This window comes from Janibacter sp. CoH_79_TC_3, from assembly GCF_058197955.1.
Genome location: NZ_JBXWIV010000004.1, coordinates 23305 through 38455, shown reverse-complemented (window position 1 = coordinate 38455; position 15151 = coordinate 23305). Strand labels below are relative to the sequence as shown.

General features: G+C 42.2%; 15 protein-coding genes and 1 tRNA gene. 4 read left to right on the top strand and 12 right to left on the bottom strand.

What is annotated here, in order from left to right; genetic code table 11:
* The first annotated feature begins 2 nt into the window (after positions 1-2).
* A complete protein-coding gene (locus tag AC2FA3_RS05385) occupies positions 3-503 on the top strand; it encodes a magnesium chelatase subunit ChlI family protein (RefSeq protein WP_490508860.1) in 501 nt (166 codons plus the stop codon).
* 161 nt (positions 504-664) lie between these two features.
* Here the strand turns inward: AC2FA3_RS05385 and ilvD are convergent, their stop codons facing one another.
* From ilvD to AC2FA3_RS05360, 5 genes are all read right to left on the bottom strand, one after another.
* Positions 665-2347 (bottom strand): dihydroxy-acid dehydratase, encoded by a 1683-nt coding sequence (ilvD, locus tag AC2FA3_RS05380; protein ID WP_490508660.1) that lies wholly within the window; start codon positions 2345-2347, stop codon positions 665-667.
* Positions 2348-2473: 126 nt separating this feature from the next.
* Positions 2474-3151 (bottom strand): phosphoglycolate phosphatase, encoded by a 678-nt coding sequence (locus AC2FA3_RS05375; protein WP_490508659.1) that lies wholly within the window; start codon positions 3149-3151, stop codon positions 2474-2476.
* A gap of 101 nt (positions 3152-3252) precedes the next feature.
* Entirely contained in the window at positions 3253-3753 is a 501-nt protein-coding gene (locus AC2FA3_RS05370) for a DUF4385 domain-containing protein (protein WP_490508658.1), read from the bottom strand.
* Between the two features lie 195 nt (positions 3754-3948).
* Positions 3949-4024 (bottom strand) — tRNA-Phe (locus tag AC2FA3_RS05365).
* A gap of 122 nt (positions 4025-4146) precedes the next feature.
* Positions 4147-4569 (bottom strand): hypothetical protein, encoded by a 423-nt coding sequence (locus tag AC2FA3_RS05360; protein ID WP_490508657.1) that lies wholly within the window; start codon positions 4567-4569, stop codon positions 4147-4149.
* Positions 4570-4991: 422 nt separating this feature from the next.
* Here AC2FA3_RS05360 and hisB point away from each other — a divergent pair, with 422 nt between their 5' ends.
* From hisB to AC2FA3_RS05345, 3 genes are all read left to right on the top strand, one after another.
* Positions 4992-5666, top strand: a complete 675-nt coding sequence (hisB, locus tag AC2FA3_RS05355; RefSeq protein ID WP_490508656.1) for an imidazoleglycerol-phosphate dehydratase HisB — start codon at positions 4992-4994, stop codon at positions 5664-5666.
* A complete protein-coding gene (hisH, locus tag AC2FA3_RS05350) occupies positions 5667-6311 on the top strand; it encodes an imidazole glycerol phosphate synthase subunit HisH (protein ID WP_490508655.1) in 645 nt (214 codons plus the stop codon).
* Between the two features lie 153 nt (positions 6312-6464).
* Entirely contained in the window at positions 6465-6857 is a 393-nt protein-coding gene (locus tag AC2FA3_RS05345; protein WP_149490242.1) for a hypothetical protein, read from the top strand.
* Positions 6858-6884: 27 nt separating this feature from the next.
* On the opposite strand, the gene AC2FA3_RS05340 is transcribed toward AC2FA3_RS05345, so the two are convergent.
* The 7 genes from AC2FA3_RS05340 to AC2FA3_RS05310 form a co-directional block, all read right to left on the bottom strand.
* Positions 6885-7187, bottom strand: a complete 303-nt coding sequence (locus AC2FA3_RS05340) for a hypothetical protein (protein WP_490508654.1) — start codon at positions 7185-7187, stop codon at positions 6885-6887.
* Between the two features lie 14 nt (positions 7188-7201).
* Positions 7202-8533 (bottom strand): valine--pyruvate transaminase, encoded by a 1332-nt coding sequence (locus tag AC2FA3_RS05335; RefSeq protein ID WP_490508653.1) that lies wholly within the window; start codon positions 8531-8533, stop codon positions 7202-7204.
* A 262-nt stretch (positions 8534-8795) separates the two neighbouring features.
* The gene (locus AC2FA3_RS05330; RefSeq protein ID WP_490508652.1) at positions 8796-10124 is read right to left on the bottom strand and encodes a reverse transcriptase domain-containing protein; all 1329 of its coding nucleotides are present in this window, start codon (positions 10122-10124) and stop codon (positions 8796-8798) included.
* A 77-nt stretch (positions 10125-10201) separates the two neighbouring features.
* Positions 10202-10774 (bottom strand): hypothetical protein, encoded by a 573-nt coding sequence (locus AC2FA3_RS05325; protein WP_490508651.1) that lies wholly within the window; start codon positions 10772-10774, stop codon positions 10202-10204.
* A gap of 195 nt (positions 10775-10969) precedes the next feature.
* Positions 10970-13576: an ABC transporter permease gene (locus AC2FA3_RS05320; protein WP_490508650.1), complete on the bottom strand. Its 2607-nt coding sequence runs from the start codon at positions 13574-13576 to the stop codon at positions 10970-10972.
* Entirely contained in the window at positions 13554-14291 is a 738-nt protein-coding gene (locus tag AC2FA3_RS05315; RefSeq protein ID WP_490508649.1) for an ABC transporter ATP-binding protein, read from the bottom strand. Before AC2FA3_RS05315 ends, AC2FA3_RS05320 begins: the two co-directional genes overlap by 23 nt.
* The gene (locus tag AC2FA3_RS05310; RefSeq protein WP_490508648.1) at positions 14288-15118 is read right to left on the bottom strand and encodes an arylesterase; all 831 of its coding nucleotides are present in this window, start codon (positions 15116-15118) and stop codon (positions 14288-14290) included. Before AC2FA3_RS05310 ends, AC2FA3_RS05315 begins: the two co-directional genes overlap by 4 nt.
* Between the last annotated feature and the right edge of the window lie 33 nt (positions 15119-15151).

Below are 15151 nucleotides of genomic sequence, written 5' to 3'. Positions count from 1 at the left end.
AGATTATCATCTATTTTTGTAGTGTTTTAGTCGGTGGCTCCTCGATATTATCAGTTAATTTTGTAGTTGTCAGTCGCTGCCGACCTGAGCAAATCAAACGCTATCAAGATAAGCTATCAGGACCATTACTTGATCGCATTGACTTGCATATTACCGTGCCTACGTTACCGATTGCCGATTTGCAAAATGCGCAAGCGGGCGAAACCTCTGAGCAAGTCCGCACTCGAGTATCTGCGGCACATAAGCGCCAATTAATACGGCAGGAAAAAGTCAATAATGAGCTGAGCCCAAGCGAGATTGATAAATACATTCAGCTAGGCGAAGCCGAACAACAACTATTACAGCTTGCTCAGCAACGGCTAAATTTATCCGCGCGTGGCTATCATCGTGTCTTGCGAGTCGCGCGGACGATTGCTGACCTCGCTGATAGTGCTGATAGTGCTGATAGTGCTGATATTACTAGCGCCCATGTATCTGAAGCGCTAAGTTATCGTAGTAAGTGATGTATTATTAACTTAGAAAAACCCTGTAATATTACTAACGCCATCTAAATCTTCTAAACCTTTATATTTATCTAAAGGGCGTTTAGGTAGTTCGGGCATTTTTATAATAAGGCCACAAATCACCTTAGACATTCCTTTTCCCAAGATGTTTTTAATAGCGATTAATACTTATCAGTAATGGCACCTTGTGAGGCACTGCCAACCGTTTTGGCATATTTAGCCAGTACACCACGTTTTACGTTTGGCTCTGGTGCTTTCCAAGCGCTTAAACGTTTTTGAATGTCTTCTTCGCTAATGTTTAAGTTTATTTCATTATTATCGGCATCAATGGTAATGGTGTCGCTATTTTCAATAATAGCAATCGGGCCACCAACCATGGCTTCAGGGGTGATGTGCCCGACGACGAAGCCATGACTACCACCAGAGAAGCGACCATCGGTAATTAACGCAACGTCATTACCCAAACCACGCCCCATAATGGCAGAAGTCGGTGACAGCATTTCACGCATACCGGGACCACCTTTAGGGCCTTCATAACGAATAACAACCACGTCACCCGCCACCACAGTGCCATTTAAAATAGCGCTCATGGAGTCTTCTTCGGAGTTAAATACACGCGCTTTACCCGTAAACAGAGTACCTTCTTGGCCACTGATTTTTGCCACCGAACCAGTCGGTGCAATGTTGCCACGTAATATACGCAAGTGGCTGTCAGCTTTAATGGGTTTATTAAAAGGCCTGATAATGTCCTGATCTGCTGGGTAGTCTTTTACGTTAGCTAGGTTTTCAGCAAGGGTTTTACCGCTAACCGTTAAGCAATCGCCGTGCAGTAAACCCTTTGCCAATAAACGCTTCATTAATGGGGCAATACCGCCAATTTTAATGAGCTCTGACATTAAGTATTTACCTGATGGGCGTAAGTCGGCCAGTACCGGCACGCGTTTACCTATTTCGGTAAAGTCATCGATGTTTAGCTCTACGTCGATGGCATCGGCCATGGCCAATAAATGCAGTACAGCGTTGGTAGAACCGCCTAAAACAATAACCATCGTAATAGCATTTTCAAAGGCCTTGCGCGTCATAATGTCGCTAGGCTTAATGTCGTTATCAAGGAGCCACTGAATCGCTTCACCTGCTTTTCGGCAGTCTTCACGTTTTTCAGGGGAAATAGCTTCTTGAGCAGAGCTACCCGGTAAGCTCATACCCAACGCTTCAATCGCTGATGCCATGGTGTTGGCGGTATACATACCACCACAAGAACCTGGACCTGGGATAGCTGTTCTTTCAATTTCTAACACTTCTTCTTCGGTCATATCGCCACGGGCATTGGCACCAACGGCTTCGAATACAGAAACGATGTCGGTGTGGTTTTTACCCGGCTGAATGGTGCCGCCATAAATGAATAGCGAAGGACGGTTTAAGCGCGCCATGGCCATCAGGCAACCCGGCATGTTTTTATCGCAGCCACCAATAGCAATGATCGCGTCGTGGCCTTGGCAGCCTGAGACGGTTTCAATAGAATCCGCAATCACCTCACGCGATACCAAGGAGTACTTCATACCTTGATAACCGTTAGCGATACCGTCAGAGATGGTAATGGTATTAAAAATAATAGGTTTGGCATAGGCAAGATAAACGCCTTTAGCCACTTCCTCCGCTAAGCCGTTAATATGAATATTACAAGGCGTCACTTGGCTCCAAGTAGAGGCAATTCCCACTTGTGGGCGCTTAAAATCTTCATCGGTAAAACCAACCGCACGCAACATAGAACGCGCAGGTGCTTTTTGAATGCCATCGACCAAAATAGCGGAGTACTTTCTGTTGGTGTCATCTTTTTTAATCATTCTCTTGCTCCAATAGCGTACGGTTTATTGGCTTGTTAAAGGTTAAGCTAATTAAAGGCTAGTCACAGTCTGCAAGTGTGTAAGGTAAAAGGTTTTCTTCTTATTTTTAACTATTATAAGTACGCTCTAATCTTCTAAAAGATAGTCAACCAATGCCGAAAATTCATCAAATGCTGCAGTAGGATTGAGCTCACGAATATCTTGCCCATAGTTATAACCATAAGACAGACCAAGCGTATCCATATTTGCGTTTTGTCCGGCTAAGATATCGTTTCTCGAATCGCCAATCATTACCGCTTGTTCTGGAGTGACATTTAACGCCTCACAGACATGCAATAACGGCGTAGGATCTGGTTTTTTCACAGGTAAACTATCGCCGCCCAGCACTTCGCTAAATAAATCCTGCCAGCCAAAGGATTGCAAGATTTTAGGGACAAAACGAATGGGCTTATTGGTGACTAAGGCCAGCGAAAATCCTGCTGATTTTAGCTTTTTTAATCCACTATCGACATCTGGATAAGCGACAGTTTTGCTACCACTGAGATTCTTATAAGCATCAAAAAATACTTGTTCAGCATGATCCGTTTCTTCTTGGGTTAATTCACCTTCTAAGACTTCTATCTTACCGACCAAGGCACGCTCGACCAGCATTTTTGAGCCATTACCCACCCAGTTACGGATAGTCTCGATAGGATAATGTGCTTTGCCAAGCGTGGTTAGCATTGCATTGGTTGCATCAGCTAAATCTGGTACGCTGTCAATCAATGTGCCATCGAAATCAAAAATTAAAAGTTGCTTATCCATTATTGCTAGCCTTTAGGGTTATCACGTCTGTTTCTTAAATTCATGCTTTAACCATAGCACAAGAAGTCATATAAACGCATTCAAAGCTTATTTTTGCTCAATTATTCAATATCTTTATAGCGCTGACGATGTTCGTCTTTCATCTTTAAATAGTCTGCGTTTTCGCGGCACTCATCCCATTTCTGCTTAAAAATACGCGCTGATTCTGCTTTGATAGGGTCTTCAGTTTGCCGCGGTAGCTCTTCGCGACCATGCGCACCGCTCTGACCTTTTTTATCATCAGGGACTGGTCCTTTGTATTTCTTACCGCCTTTATGATTGGCATAGCGACGGGCGCGGGTATAGCCCATTTGAATAAATTTGCGCGCCATATCGGCACCAACAAAGTCATCGGCAGCCAGATAATCTAAAAACATCTGATAAATAATCTCGCTGCTCTCTTTTGCAATATCAGGCGTAGCAAAGCGCCAATGTGGCAATATTTCGGACTTGTAAGGCTCTACCAATAATACGCCTTGCTCACCGCGACCGACACGGTACAGCTCGGGCTGCGCGCGCAAGTCTAGGTTTTTATAATCCAAATCATAATCAAACTCTCTCATGGTTTTTACCTGTAGCGTTGCATTCATCGCTTTAGTATAGAGAGAATTTACACCTCAAAAACAGCCTAAAAATGTTATCTATTAGTGCGATTATTAGGTGTGCTTGGTAGGTGTCATCGTGACTTTAATTATAAATTAAGCATAAAAAAAGCCCCAAACATAAATGTTTGGGGCTTTTTAGAATGCTTAAACGAATGGTGGCTCGAGGCAGGTTCGAACTGCCGACACACGGATTTTCAATCCGTTGCTCTACCGACTGAGCTATCGAGCCGTCTTCGTTGAGGCGCTATTAAACTAAATATAGCCGTTACTGTCAAGTGGTTTTTGCATAATATGCGATAAAAAACAATAAATAGTCAAATATAAGCCAAATACAAGGTTTTAAACTCGTATTTAATCCTTAACGCGCAGGAGCTCATACTCGCTCATGATACGATGAATATCGGCATCTACCGGGACAAACTCGCGCACGCCTTTTTTCACTTCGGCATCATAGACCAGTTTGATAAACTTAGCATCAATGGCGCGACCTCGATTTTGGCTATGTACCGTGAGATATTGCAGGCGTTTGGCATCGGTTTGCCCATCATCAAAGCAAGCAACCGCGGCGATAGGCTTGTCGTTAAACATGCCGACATACAGGGTTTGACCACGGTTAAAACCTTGCTCAACGAGATTTAATACTTCTGCGCCACTTGGCTGGTTGTCATCGCTGTCATACAAGGCATGCAGACGCTCAGACAGTTCATTATCACGCGCAGGTTTTTTAATCAGTGGTGCATCTAAGCTGTTGATGGCGATCGCTTCTAGAGGCATAATCAGTTCCTATAAATAATCGGTTGCTATAAGGTGATACAGCGTGGCATCGAGTGTAGCATTGTAGAGTCAGCGCGGCGTATGATTGATAATACTGAACGCACTATTTTAGCAGAATAGGGCGATTTTGTGCGTGGATTACTGCTTGGTCGTGGCAGTAAATGCTAGGGTTTGCTATGATGAGGATAGACAATGGTTTATACGCAAAAAACCTAATATTTCGGGTTTTTCAATAAGTGTTTTTAGTAAGAATTTGAATAAGCCTTTTGAATAAACATTGACCCCACTTTTAGCTTATTTTTTTATATTATTTATTATTATTTATTATTATTTATTATTATTTATTTTAGACGCTAGTAAGAATGCTTTGGGCGCTTTTTCGCCCTATTTTATTGACCGCTTTTCATTTATAGAGAGTAGCCATGACTGCCAATTCTACGACGACAACCAATACAGCCAATGCAACTGGGCAAAATCAATCTACCAATCTAAATTTACATGGTCGCCCAGCTCGTACCGCCACCGTTACCCGTAATACTGCTGAAACGCAAGTTACTTGCACCGTTAATCTTGATGGAACGGGTCAAGGCACTGTCGATACTGGTGTGCCGTTTTTGGATCATATGATTGATCAAATTAAGCGTCATGGTTTATTTGACTTAGATATCAAATGTACCGGCGACACCTTTATTGATGATCATCATAGTGTTGAAGATACGGGTATCACGCTTGGGCAAGCATTCAACAAAGCATTGGGCGATAAAAAAGGCATCCGTCGTTATGGGCATTTTTATGCGCCACTCGATGAAGCGCTTACCCGTGCAGTGGTTGATTTATCAGGCCGTCCTGGTTTGCATATGGACATTCCTTTTACCCGCTCGCACGTCGGTAATTTCGATGTCGATTTGTTCAGCGAATTCTTCTACGGCTTCGTCAATCACTCATGGATGACGGTGCATTTAGACAATCTTAAAGGCAAAAACAGCCATCACCAAATCGAATCTACGTTTAAAGCGTTTGCTCGTGCACTACGCATGGCTTGCGAATATGATGAGCGTGCGCTTAATACCTTGCCGTCGACCAAAGAGGCTTTTTAGATGAGTCGAGCCACAAATATTGCACTATTAGATTATGGCATGGGTAATTTACACTCGGCCAGCAAGGCATTGTCAGCGGTAGGCGCGGAAGTCGTTATTACCAGTGACCCAAAAGTCGTCGCGGCGGCTGATAAGATTTTCTTCCCAGGTGTCGGTGCCATGCGCGACTGTATCGCTGGCATGCACGAGGCCGGTATTGATGAGGTCATACGTCAGGCGATATTCAATAAGCCCGTCATGGCCATCTGTGTCGGTATGCAGGCGTTGTTTGAGCAGTCCGCTGAGAATGGTGGCACAAAATGTTTGGGCATCTTAAATGGCAGCGTAGAAGCGTTTGACCCTACTTGGAAAGATGAGCAAGGTGCGACTATTAAAGTGCCGCACATGGGCTGGAATACGATTAACGGTATGGATTTTGACCATCCATTGTGGAACGGCATCGAAGATAATGCGCATTTTTACTTTGTCCATAGCTATTACTGCGCGCCAGCCGATAGCTCGCAAGTGGCTGCCGTTTGTGACTACGGTCAGCCGTTTTGTGCCAGTATTTTGCAAGATAATTTGTTTGCGACCCAATTCCATCCAGAAAAAAGCCACACCGCGGGCTTACAGCTGCTAAAGAATTTTGTAGATTGGAATATCTAAAAAGCATGTATTACATGTTTGATTGGACAGTTTTGATTAAACAGGAAGGTAGGTTAGCAAATGCTTAATCTACCTTTTTTATTCTCAATATATAATTAGTTGTTTTTCATTTATACTCAGTTATTTTCTATCTCTTATACGCGGAATAAAATCGTGGATTTTTATCTCTTTAAAAACGGTGTCGTGGATGCCACAGGATTAGACAAAGACGCCTTACATATGTATGTGGGCATTGGCGTCTACCTATTAAGTTTAATCTTGCTACGTCCAATTTTTAAAAAATACAGTGTTAGAGCGTTTATTGCTTTGATTATGGTGACAGCTATCGCCTTACTGGGTGAGTATTTGGATAATCGCCAGACGATTACCGAGCTAGGACTCGCAGGGTTACAAGCTGCAGAAATAAAGGCCAGTATCCATGATATTGTTAATACCTGTATGCTGTCTTATATAATCTATGGTTTCACCGTATGGACAAAGACATTTCAGTCAATCAACACCGTCAAACCTATGATTAAACGACAGAAAAAAACGGACTATTCATAAGTCCGTTTTTTGCTTCAAGAAGGTAATCTAAGTTGGATAACCCCGAACAGGAGCTATAGGATAAAAGAGAAATAAATGATCCATTTTTCTTCTTCTACATTTATCCAAAAATTCTATTAATAAATCTTCATTTTCTAAAAACTCATCAAGCTGTTCAGAAGAGATTTCATAATATTCTTCAAACTCAACATACCTCTGATTTGGCGGACTAACTGGAAAAGATAAGTAATATTTATTGGTAGTAGTTTCTTTACCTAGCGAGTATCTTTTTTCTCTACTAATTTTCATATTTTCAAATTCGTAGCGCATAGAAGCCTCACGCAAAGTCATATTATCAAGCCAACCTATCTTTCATCATAAAGCTCGCGAACCACTTCACCAATCACTCGAATACCATCAATCAGCGTTTGCTCATCAGCGGCGATACTCATGCGGATGCATTCGTGTGCATGCTGATAATCGCTGACATCGACACCGGGGAAGAAATACTCACTTGGAACGATAATCGTACCTTTTTCTTTCAAACGCTCGTACAGCTCAAGCGTGCTAATCGGCAAATCTTTAAACCATAACCATAAGAAAATCGCGCCCTCAGGCTTATGAATCATTAATGGATAATCACCCAACGCTTCTTTTAACAGCTTTACCGCTAACGTGGCTTGCTTTTGATAAAAGGGTTTAATCTCATTATCAGCTAACTGCTTGATACGGTCATCATTCACCAATGGCGTCGCAATCGCTGCGCCAAAGCGTGTTGGCGCTAGATTCACCACCGCATTCATCGCGCTGACCGCTTCGATGACTTTCGCATCGGCAACGATAATACCCGTACGCATACCGGGCAGGCCAATTTTAGACAGGCTAAAGCACAAAATCGTATTGTTATCCCAATTCAAATGCGCATCTGAATAGATGATATTGGGGAAGGGCATACCGTAGGCGTTATCGATAATCAGCGGGATGTCATAGCGTTTGGCAATCTCGGCCAAATGCGCCATCTCCTCATCGGTCAATACATTACCGGTTGGATTGGTCGGACGCGAACAGCAAATTGCGCCAATACGACCTTCTTTTAGCGCGGGTAAATTCTCTAACGCCTCAAAATCGACGCGATATTTAAAGAAACCTTCCTCGCCATCATGGGTTACTTCATCGATATGCGGCAGTACGGCTGCGAAATGCTGACCTTCGACATGCACATCACTATAGCCAATATATTCAGGCGTTAATGGTAGTAGGATTGATTTATCGACAGACTGGCTTTCTTTATCCTGACTGTGCTCATCAACAAAGGCCCCACCAAATAAATTGAACAAGTAGAAAAAAGCATTCTGTGAGCCATTGGTGAGAGCGATATTTTCTGAGGTGAGGTTCCAGTCATAATGACGATTAAAGAAGCCAACCAACGCATCGATAAAGCCCGCATCACCCTGCGGATTTGAGTAATTTGCCATACTGATAATCGCGCTACTATTGGCTTCACCAGCATCGTTATCATTACCAAGAGCTTTATAAGTCTCTAAAAACAGCTCATTGACGGCATCAATTTTGGCAGGATTACCACCGCCTAACATATTGATAGGCTGATCGCTTTTTAGCGCATCGCCCAAATCATCCATCAATTGTGAGATACCCGTAGGTTGGGTGAATTTTTGACCGAATTTTGAGAATTTCATAAGGCTACCATGCTGTTTTGGAGGATTTTGTAAGGTGTCATTTAATCGATAAAGTTGGGCTAGTATAGCAAATGGTTGCGATAAAATAAGCAAAGCGGATGGCTGATATTGGTTTATCTTCCTATACGCTCTGTTAAGCAAAAAAAAGCCCTCTACATGAATAGAAGACGTTTTAGGTGCTTGAGGTTTTGGAGCCGCCATGCGCTCATATCTTATCTATACGCTACTGTCGAGGTTAAGCTACTCTTTAAAACGACTATATTTATTTGATACCAAAGAAAAACATTCTCTTATTTGCTGAGCTGATGTCTTCAAAATCTATATTTAGATTATCTGTAATAAGTTTTTTTCTAACATCTTTAGATGCTGCTATCAAATCTCTCTCAAACTTTGCGCCATTAACAGCTAAGTCTTCACTATAAAAGTTTGTATATCCTGAAATAAGTATTCTGAGATACAAACTAAAATCGACATAATTGCCACATTCTCGTTTGACTTTAGTCATTGATTTAAAGCTATCTATTCGTCCTATAGCTTTATCAAAAACTGGGTTTGGAATGCGTCGCTGGTAGGAGTTTAGTTTAGAGCTATAAACTATATCAAAACCTAGATATGTGAAACTATCTTTAGCACCGTATATTTTGGTTTTCTGTTCACCAGCCATTTTTTCAATGTCTAAACCAATATTTCTGAGATTTTGTTGAACGTGTTCTTTGATTTTCTTAGCCTTGCCATAAGAGTCATCAAAGATTAGGAAATCATCTGCATAACGTATATACGGTATGCTGTTCTTAATCATTAAATTGTCAAATTCGTATAAATACATTGAAGAGCATAAAGAAGCTATCGGCATACCTTGGCGAACGCCCTTATCTTTAAGTTCTTCTAAATATTTTTCTATCAGTTTTTTGTACTTTAGATCGCCATAATCCAACTTAGCATCGCAGTAAACAAAACTTTTAAAAATAGCAATCAGCTCTTTATCTTCATTTAAGCCAATGAACTCTTTTTCAAATTTCTTTACAGCGATTTCTCTATTTATATTATCAAAAAATTTAACAATATCCGCTTTGATAACGTATTTATAATTGCTCCGATATTCTATAACGTCATCTAAGGCTTTACGTATACCATCTATAGTTTTTTTACTTGGTTTCCCTGCCTCATCTAAAGTATCTATAACTTTTTTATGAATGTCTTTATTCAAGGCATGATCATACTCGCAAAATCTATTATAGATTTTATCGTAATGTTTTTTGAGGTATTCCAAAAACAGCTTTTGAAGGATTCTATCTTGTACTGAGGGGACACAAACCAAACGAGTATTGTCTAACGTCATTACGTCGTGTTTAAGACAATTTGTTTTAGGAAGAATGATGGGTGTTAACGGATCACAATTGTACTTTAGCTGTACTATTTTATGACATATAGCAGTGAGGGTAACTTCATTGAATTGTTCTAGGTAGCTATTAACAGAAATATACTTTGCGTGATAAACATTGTCTGATTTCAGTTTCTTTTTAGATAGTAAACCGAGATTTTTTTCGAAATTTTTACGAACATAGGATGAAAACTTAACCTTGTCTATCATGACTATCTCCCTTGCTTCTATTTAACAAACCTTTTGCAAAAATTCATATATTAAGTATTACCAACGAAATAAAGAATTTATGCAAAAGGTCTATTCACTAGATAGCCATGATGAAGGTGCAGTGCTACAAGCAATCTATGAGCCAGCTTTCTTAAGCGTTGAACAATGTCGCCACTTGAATATAGCGCACGTTTAAAACTGTACGTCATATAGCTGTCATATGGAATGATAAGCTCATCTACAACAACCTTACAATCAGTTAAATTGTTAACGTTATCTAGAGCTGTATCCACTAGCTTTGCGATTTTCTTGCGTATTATTTCACTGTTATATATTAACACAAAAGCGTGTGCAATTGTTATCAATACTGCTACAAATATGTACGTCTTTGCAGCAAATGGTGCTGTTGGCGATAGTGCGCCGTTTATCAACACCACTCTTTCGAGCCATTCGAGAGGCTCAATGAGTTTATTTAACAGGAAAGCTATTTTCGATATATTCACCATGTCACTACCACCAGATATTGTTCCGTCCTTTTGAGTGCAAGGTAGCAAGGGCAAAAGTGCTACACGCAATCTATGAGCCAGCTTTCTTAAGCGTTGAACAATGTCGCCACTTGAATATAGCGCACGTTTGAAACTGTACGTCATATAGCTGTCATATGGTGTGACAAGCTCATCAACAATAAGCTTACAATTTGTTAAATTGTTTGCGTTCTTTAGAGCTAATTAGATAATAACATTAATTTTTTATATTTATGAATTAGAAAACACTTGTTAATTAAAATTATTCTATTACGATTTAATTTGTACGACTATCCATATTGATTAGAGATCTTTTTTACATTAAATCATCGCCCTTACCCGCGCCATAATCCCGCGCCCAATCACTAAGCGCACATAAATAATGGCAATGGCAAACAGCAAACCAATTAACGCCACACCGCCGATGCCTAAGCTAACCCATGGCACACTAAAGCGCAGGTTAAACCATTGGGTAATAGCAGCCCAAGCCCCGATGTTAGCGATAATCACCGCAAATAAGGCGGCACTAATGCCAAGTATGCCAAGCTCTAAGATATTGAGCATATATAGGTCGCGCTTTTGCATACCGAGCAGCCTAAATGAGGCGCTATCCGCCATGCGGTCTTGTGAGGTAGACAGTAGCGAGCTAATCAAGACCATGATACCGGTCAATAATGCCAGTAAGGTGAAGACATAGACCAAACGGCTCATTTGCACCACCAACTCTTGGACTTGCTGCGCGATAGCCGTGCCGTCGATAGTTGTTACAGCAGGAAATTCGCGTACCAGTTTGCCTTGTAGTTTTGGAATTTCTTCCGCTGCGACGTGGGCGGTGGCAAATTGGATTTGCGGAGCAGCTGATAAAACCGCTGGCTCAAATAAGAAATAAAAATAGGGACTGGGTCCTTTCTCATAGCGCGAGCGGATACTGGTGATTTGCCCGACAATTTCAATCCCTTGGATATTGAAGCGAACCTGATCACCCATGCCAACGTTTAACAAAATAGCAGCCGTATCCAAAATCGATAACGGCTCGACGGTTTGTGCTGTCTCATTATCTGCATTCTTAATAGGAGTGTAAAGCTCGTTTTTTACTAGCGAATCAGTAATAAACTCAGTATCCATCACCGTATCGGCGTAGCTTAAATTAAAAACACGCGCAGGGTCATCAAAGCCGTCAGCAGGTTCGATATCTTGTACGGGTACATCATTAGCTGTGACGACACGGGCACGAATAACGGGATAATAGCTCACAGGCGCAGCAATGATGTTATCAATTTCATCGTGCTGGTCACTTTGAATATCGAGCAAAAATAAATTGGGCGCATCTTCAGGATACGCATTAATAAACTGCGCATTGATACTATGATTAAGCGTGGTAATCAAAGTTAAGACCGCCACTGACAGCGATAAAGTGACAAAAAATAATGCGGACTGATTGCCTTTACGGGCAAGGTTATGGATAGCAATACGCTGCATCCAGCTGATATTAGAGTACTGAGCAAACTTAGTCAGTAGCCATAACCAACCGCGCGCCAATAGCCAAAATATCGCTACGAAGGCAGTTAAGCCTATTAAGAGCTGCGCACCTAGTATCAGAGAATTGACTTCATAAGCAAAAAACGCATAAAGCCCGATTAGCATCAACCCATACCATAATAGCGGCAAGCGTCGATACCACGGCATATTTTGCGAGTTTGTGCTTACTCCTTGATTAAGTAAAGTAGCAGGCTTGGTCGTACTTAGCGTGTTTAAACCACGCTGAGCGATAAGCAAAGTCAGCACTAAAGCGATAATAATGGTTTTAATAGCGCTAATAGGATTGATGGCTAGACCAACATCAGCAGGCAAGATAGCAATAAGATAAGGTTGACCGACTTTCAGTAAGCCAAAACTGACGATAACTGCGGCAATACAGGCGATGATAGTGGTAACAATCAATAGCTGATAGTAGCTGCGTTTCAGCGAGCTAAGCGGTTCACCCAATGCTAAGCGAATCGCATTACTAGACTGCTGCTTGGTCACAAAAGCGGTAATCACGCCATACATCGCTACCGCAGATAACAAGAGCACGGCAATGACGAGCAGCTTTAAGAACATCAATACATTATCAGAAATACGCGAGACAGAGGTATCGGCCGACTCCGCATCAGAGAGCTCAATATCAGGATAATTGCTTAGTATTTGCGTGAGTTTATCACGCTGCACGGCCATTAATTCAGGCTCGCCAGCCAGCTCAATACGGTAGTTGATACGGCTACGCTGACCCAATAAATTGGTCGCTGCGAGCGCATCTTGATGCATCAAAACCCGCCCGCCAAAACCAAAGGCGGTCAACGGACGGTCAGGCTCTTTGGTTAGCACATCACTAATGGTAAAATCAGCATCACCAATGGTGATTTGGTCACCGACACTGGCGTTTAAGCTGTTAAGTATTTCAGGCGCGACGACGACATTCTTAGCGCTTAATTGCTGCCATAACGGTTGCCCTGAAGCAAGCTCGGCTTCTCCGTATAATGGATAAGCCGGAGAGACGGCTTTGACGCTGGCAAGCAAAGTTTGCTCATCGGTCACCACCATCGCGCTAAACTGATAGTCATATACTATTTGCGTATCAGCGACCGTCTCTACTTGCGTTAATACCTCGCTTGGCCATTCTTGCTTGCTGTTTAATATTAAATCGCCGCCAACGAGCGCACGCTGATTGTCGTTGATATAGGTAGCAACCGATTGCTGAACGGAGTCGAGGGTGAGGTAAGTTGCAAGCGATAACGTTAGCGTCAATAAAAATAATAGCGGATAAATCCAGCGTTGCCACCAACTGCGACTTAAGGCTTGCGTGCCTAAGGTGCGATTAAATAGTTGGCTTATTATGCCACTCGAGTAATTCGACTCATTATCCATGTTATCCATTAATTTTTGATCCATCTATCATACCGTCATGCATGGTAATGACACGATCTGCCATCTGAGCAAGCGCGGCATCATGGGTGACGACGACCAGTGCCGAGCCCACTTGCTGGCGTAAATCTAATAATAGCTGCATCACTTGATTGGCATTTTGCTCATCTAAGTTGCCTGTTGGCTCATCGGCAAAGACAATCTTCGGCTGTGAAACCAACGCGCGGGCAACGGCAGTACGCTGCTGCTCACCACCTGATAATTGGTTGGGCAAACTATCACGCCTATGCCCCAAATCAACCGCTGCAATCAACTCGTTTACCCGCGCTTTGTTTGGACGGCGAGCGATATCAAGCGGGAAGGCAATGTTCTCCGCTACCGTCAATGTCGGTAATAGATGAAAAGATTGAAAGACAAAACCCATATCACGTTGGCGAATGACCGCCAACGCATCTTCATCAAGGTTGCTTAAGGTTTGCCCTGCCAACTCAACGGAACCACTATCAGGATAATCTAACGCTGCTAATAGTCCTAATAACGTGGATTTTCCTGAGCCAGATTTGCCCATGATAACCACAAACTCGCCCGCATTGACATGGATATCTACGTCTTTGATGATAGACAGCTTTTGCTCACCGACTTGCACGGTTTTATTAAGTTGTAAGGCCGTTAGTAATGGGGAAGGTTTAGATGTGGGTGTAATTGTTGCAGTTGAACCTAAGTCTGAAGCTAAAGATGTCATTGCGTAGTCTCAGTAGGCGTGCTTGTTGATGTTAGCTTTGCTTCTAGCTTTTCAATTTCAGGCTTAAGCACTGGCAAGATATTATTATCAACGATAATGGTATAACCTTCTTTGGTTGGATGAATGGTATCGGCTTGATTAAGCTTAGGATCGCCGCCTACACCATCTAAAAAGAAAGGAATCAGCGGTACATTCATATCTTTAGCCACTCTTGGATATATCGCGGCAAACGACTTTACATAATCAGAACCAAGATTGTCATAAATCTGCATACCGCCCAAGATAACTTCACTTCCATTGTCCTGCAGGCGTTTAACAGCGGTGCGAATATTGGCTTCGACCGTTGCCACATCAATACCACGGATGGCGTCATTAGCTCCGACGGTCAAAATCGTGATATCGGGCTTGGTTTGCAAAACCCAATCTAAGCGATTGACGAGGCCCGTACTGGTTTCACCACTTAAGCCTGAATTGACTACTCTGAAATTTTTATAGCCAAGCTCTTTTAGGCGTGCTTCTAGCTGCGCGGGATAATTGGCATCATTATCGACGCCAAGCCCTTCGGTTAATGAATCACCCAATGCCAATATCGTTAATGGCGCTTGCTGCTCAGTTGTAGTTGTAGTTGTAGTTTTCTGGGTTTCGTTGGTTTGGGTGCTAGTGCTTTGAGTAGTGACGGTTTGAGTGCTATCGTCAGCCTTATTAACATCAGGCTCTTTTTGACAACCGCTGACTGCAAGGGTAACGCTTAATGCTGCCGCTATTATTAAAGGTTTGGATACAGAGGCAGGTAAGCGTTTAGCCAAATAAGAAGAGATATTTATCATAATTTTGCTGTCCTATTTACAATCAAACCAGTG

What these genes read in the sequence shown, in the direction of transcription:
- ilvD (WP_490508660.1), bottom strand. Translation starts at nt 2,347, where the DNA reads ATGATTAAAAAAGATGACACCAACAGAAAGTACTCCGCTATTTTGGTC.
- AC2FA3_RS05375 (WP_490508659.1), bottom strand. Translation starts at nt 3,151, where the DNA reads ATGGATAAGCAACTTTTAATTTTTGATTTCGATGGCACATTGATTGAC.
- AC2FA3_RS05370 (WP_490508658.1), bottom strand. Translation starts at nt 3,753, where the DNA reads ATGAGAGAGTTTGATTATGATTTGGATTATAAAAACCTAGACTTGCGC.
- AC2FA3_RS05360 (WP_490508657.1), bottom strand. Translation starts at nt 4,569, where the DNA reads ATGCCTCTAGAAGCGATCGCCATCAACAGCTTAGATGCACCACTGATT.
- hisB (WP_490508656.1), top strand. Translation starts at nt 4,992, where the DNA reads ATGACTGCCAATTCTACGACGACAACCAATACAGCCAATGCAACTGGG.
- hisH (WP_490508655.1), top strand. Translation starts at nt 5,667, where the DNA reads ATGAGTCGAGCCACAAATATTGCACTATTAGATTATGGCATGGGTAAT.
- AC2FA3_RS05340 (WP_490508654.1), bottom strand. Translation starts at nt 7,187, where the DNA reads ATGACTTTGCGTGAGGCTTCTATGCGCTACGAATTTGAAAATATGAAA.
- AC2FA3_RS05335 (WP_490508653.1), bottom strand. Translation starts at nt 8,533, where the DNA reads ATGAAATTCTCAAAATTCGGTCAAAAATTCACCCAACCTACGGGTATC.
- AC2FA3_RS05330 (WP_490508652.1), bottom strand. Translation starts at nt 10,124, where the DNA reads ATGATAGACAAGGTTAAGTTTTCATCCTATGTTCGTAAAAATTTCGAA.
- AC2FA3_RS05325 (WP_490508651.1), bottom strand. Translation starts at nt 10,774, where the DNA reads ATGACGTACAGTTTCAAACGTGCGCTATATTCAAGTGGCGACATTGTT.
- AC2FA3_RS05320 (WP_490508650.1), bottom strand. Translation starts at nt 13,576, where the DNA reads ATGGATCAAAAATTAATGGATAACATGGATAATGAGTCGAATTACTCG.
- AC2FA3_RS05315 (WP_490508649.1), bottom strand. Translation starts at nt 14,291, where the DNA reads ATGACATCTTTAGCTTCAGACTTAGGTTCAACTGCAACAATTACACCC.
- AC2FA3_RS05310 (WP_490508648.1), bottom strand. Translation starts at nt 15,118, where the DNA reads ATGATAAATATCTCTTCTTATTTGGCTAAACGCTTACCTGCCTCTGTA.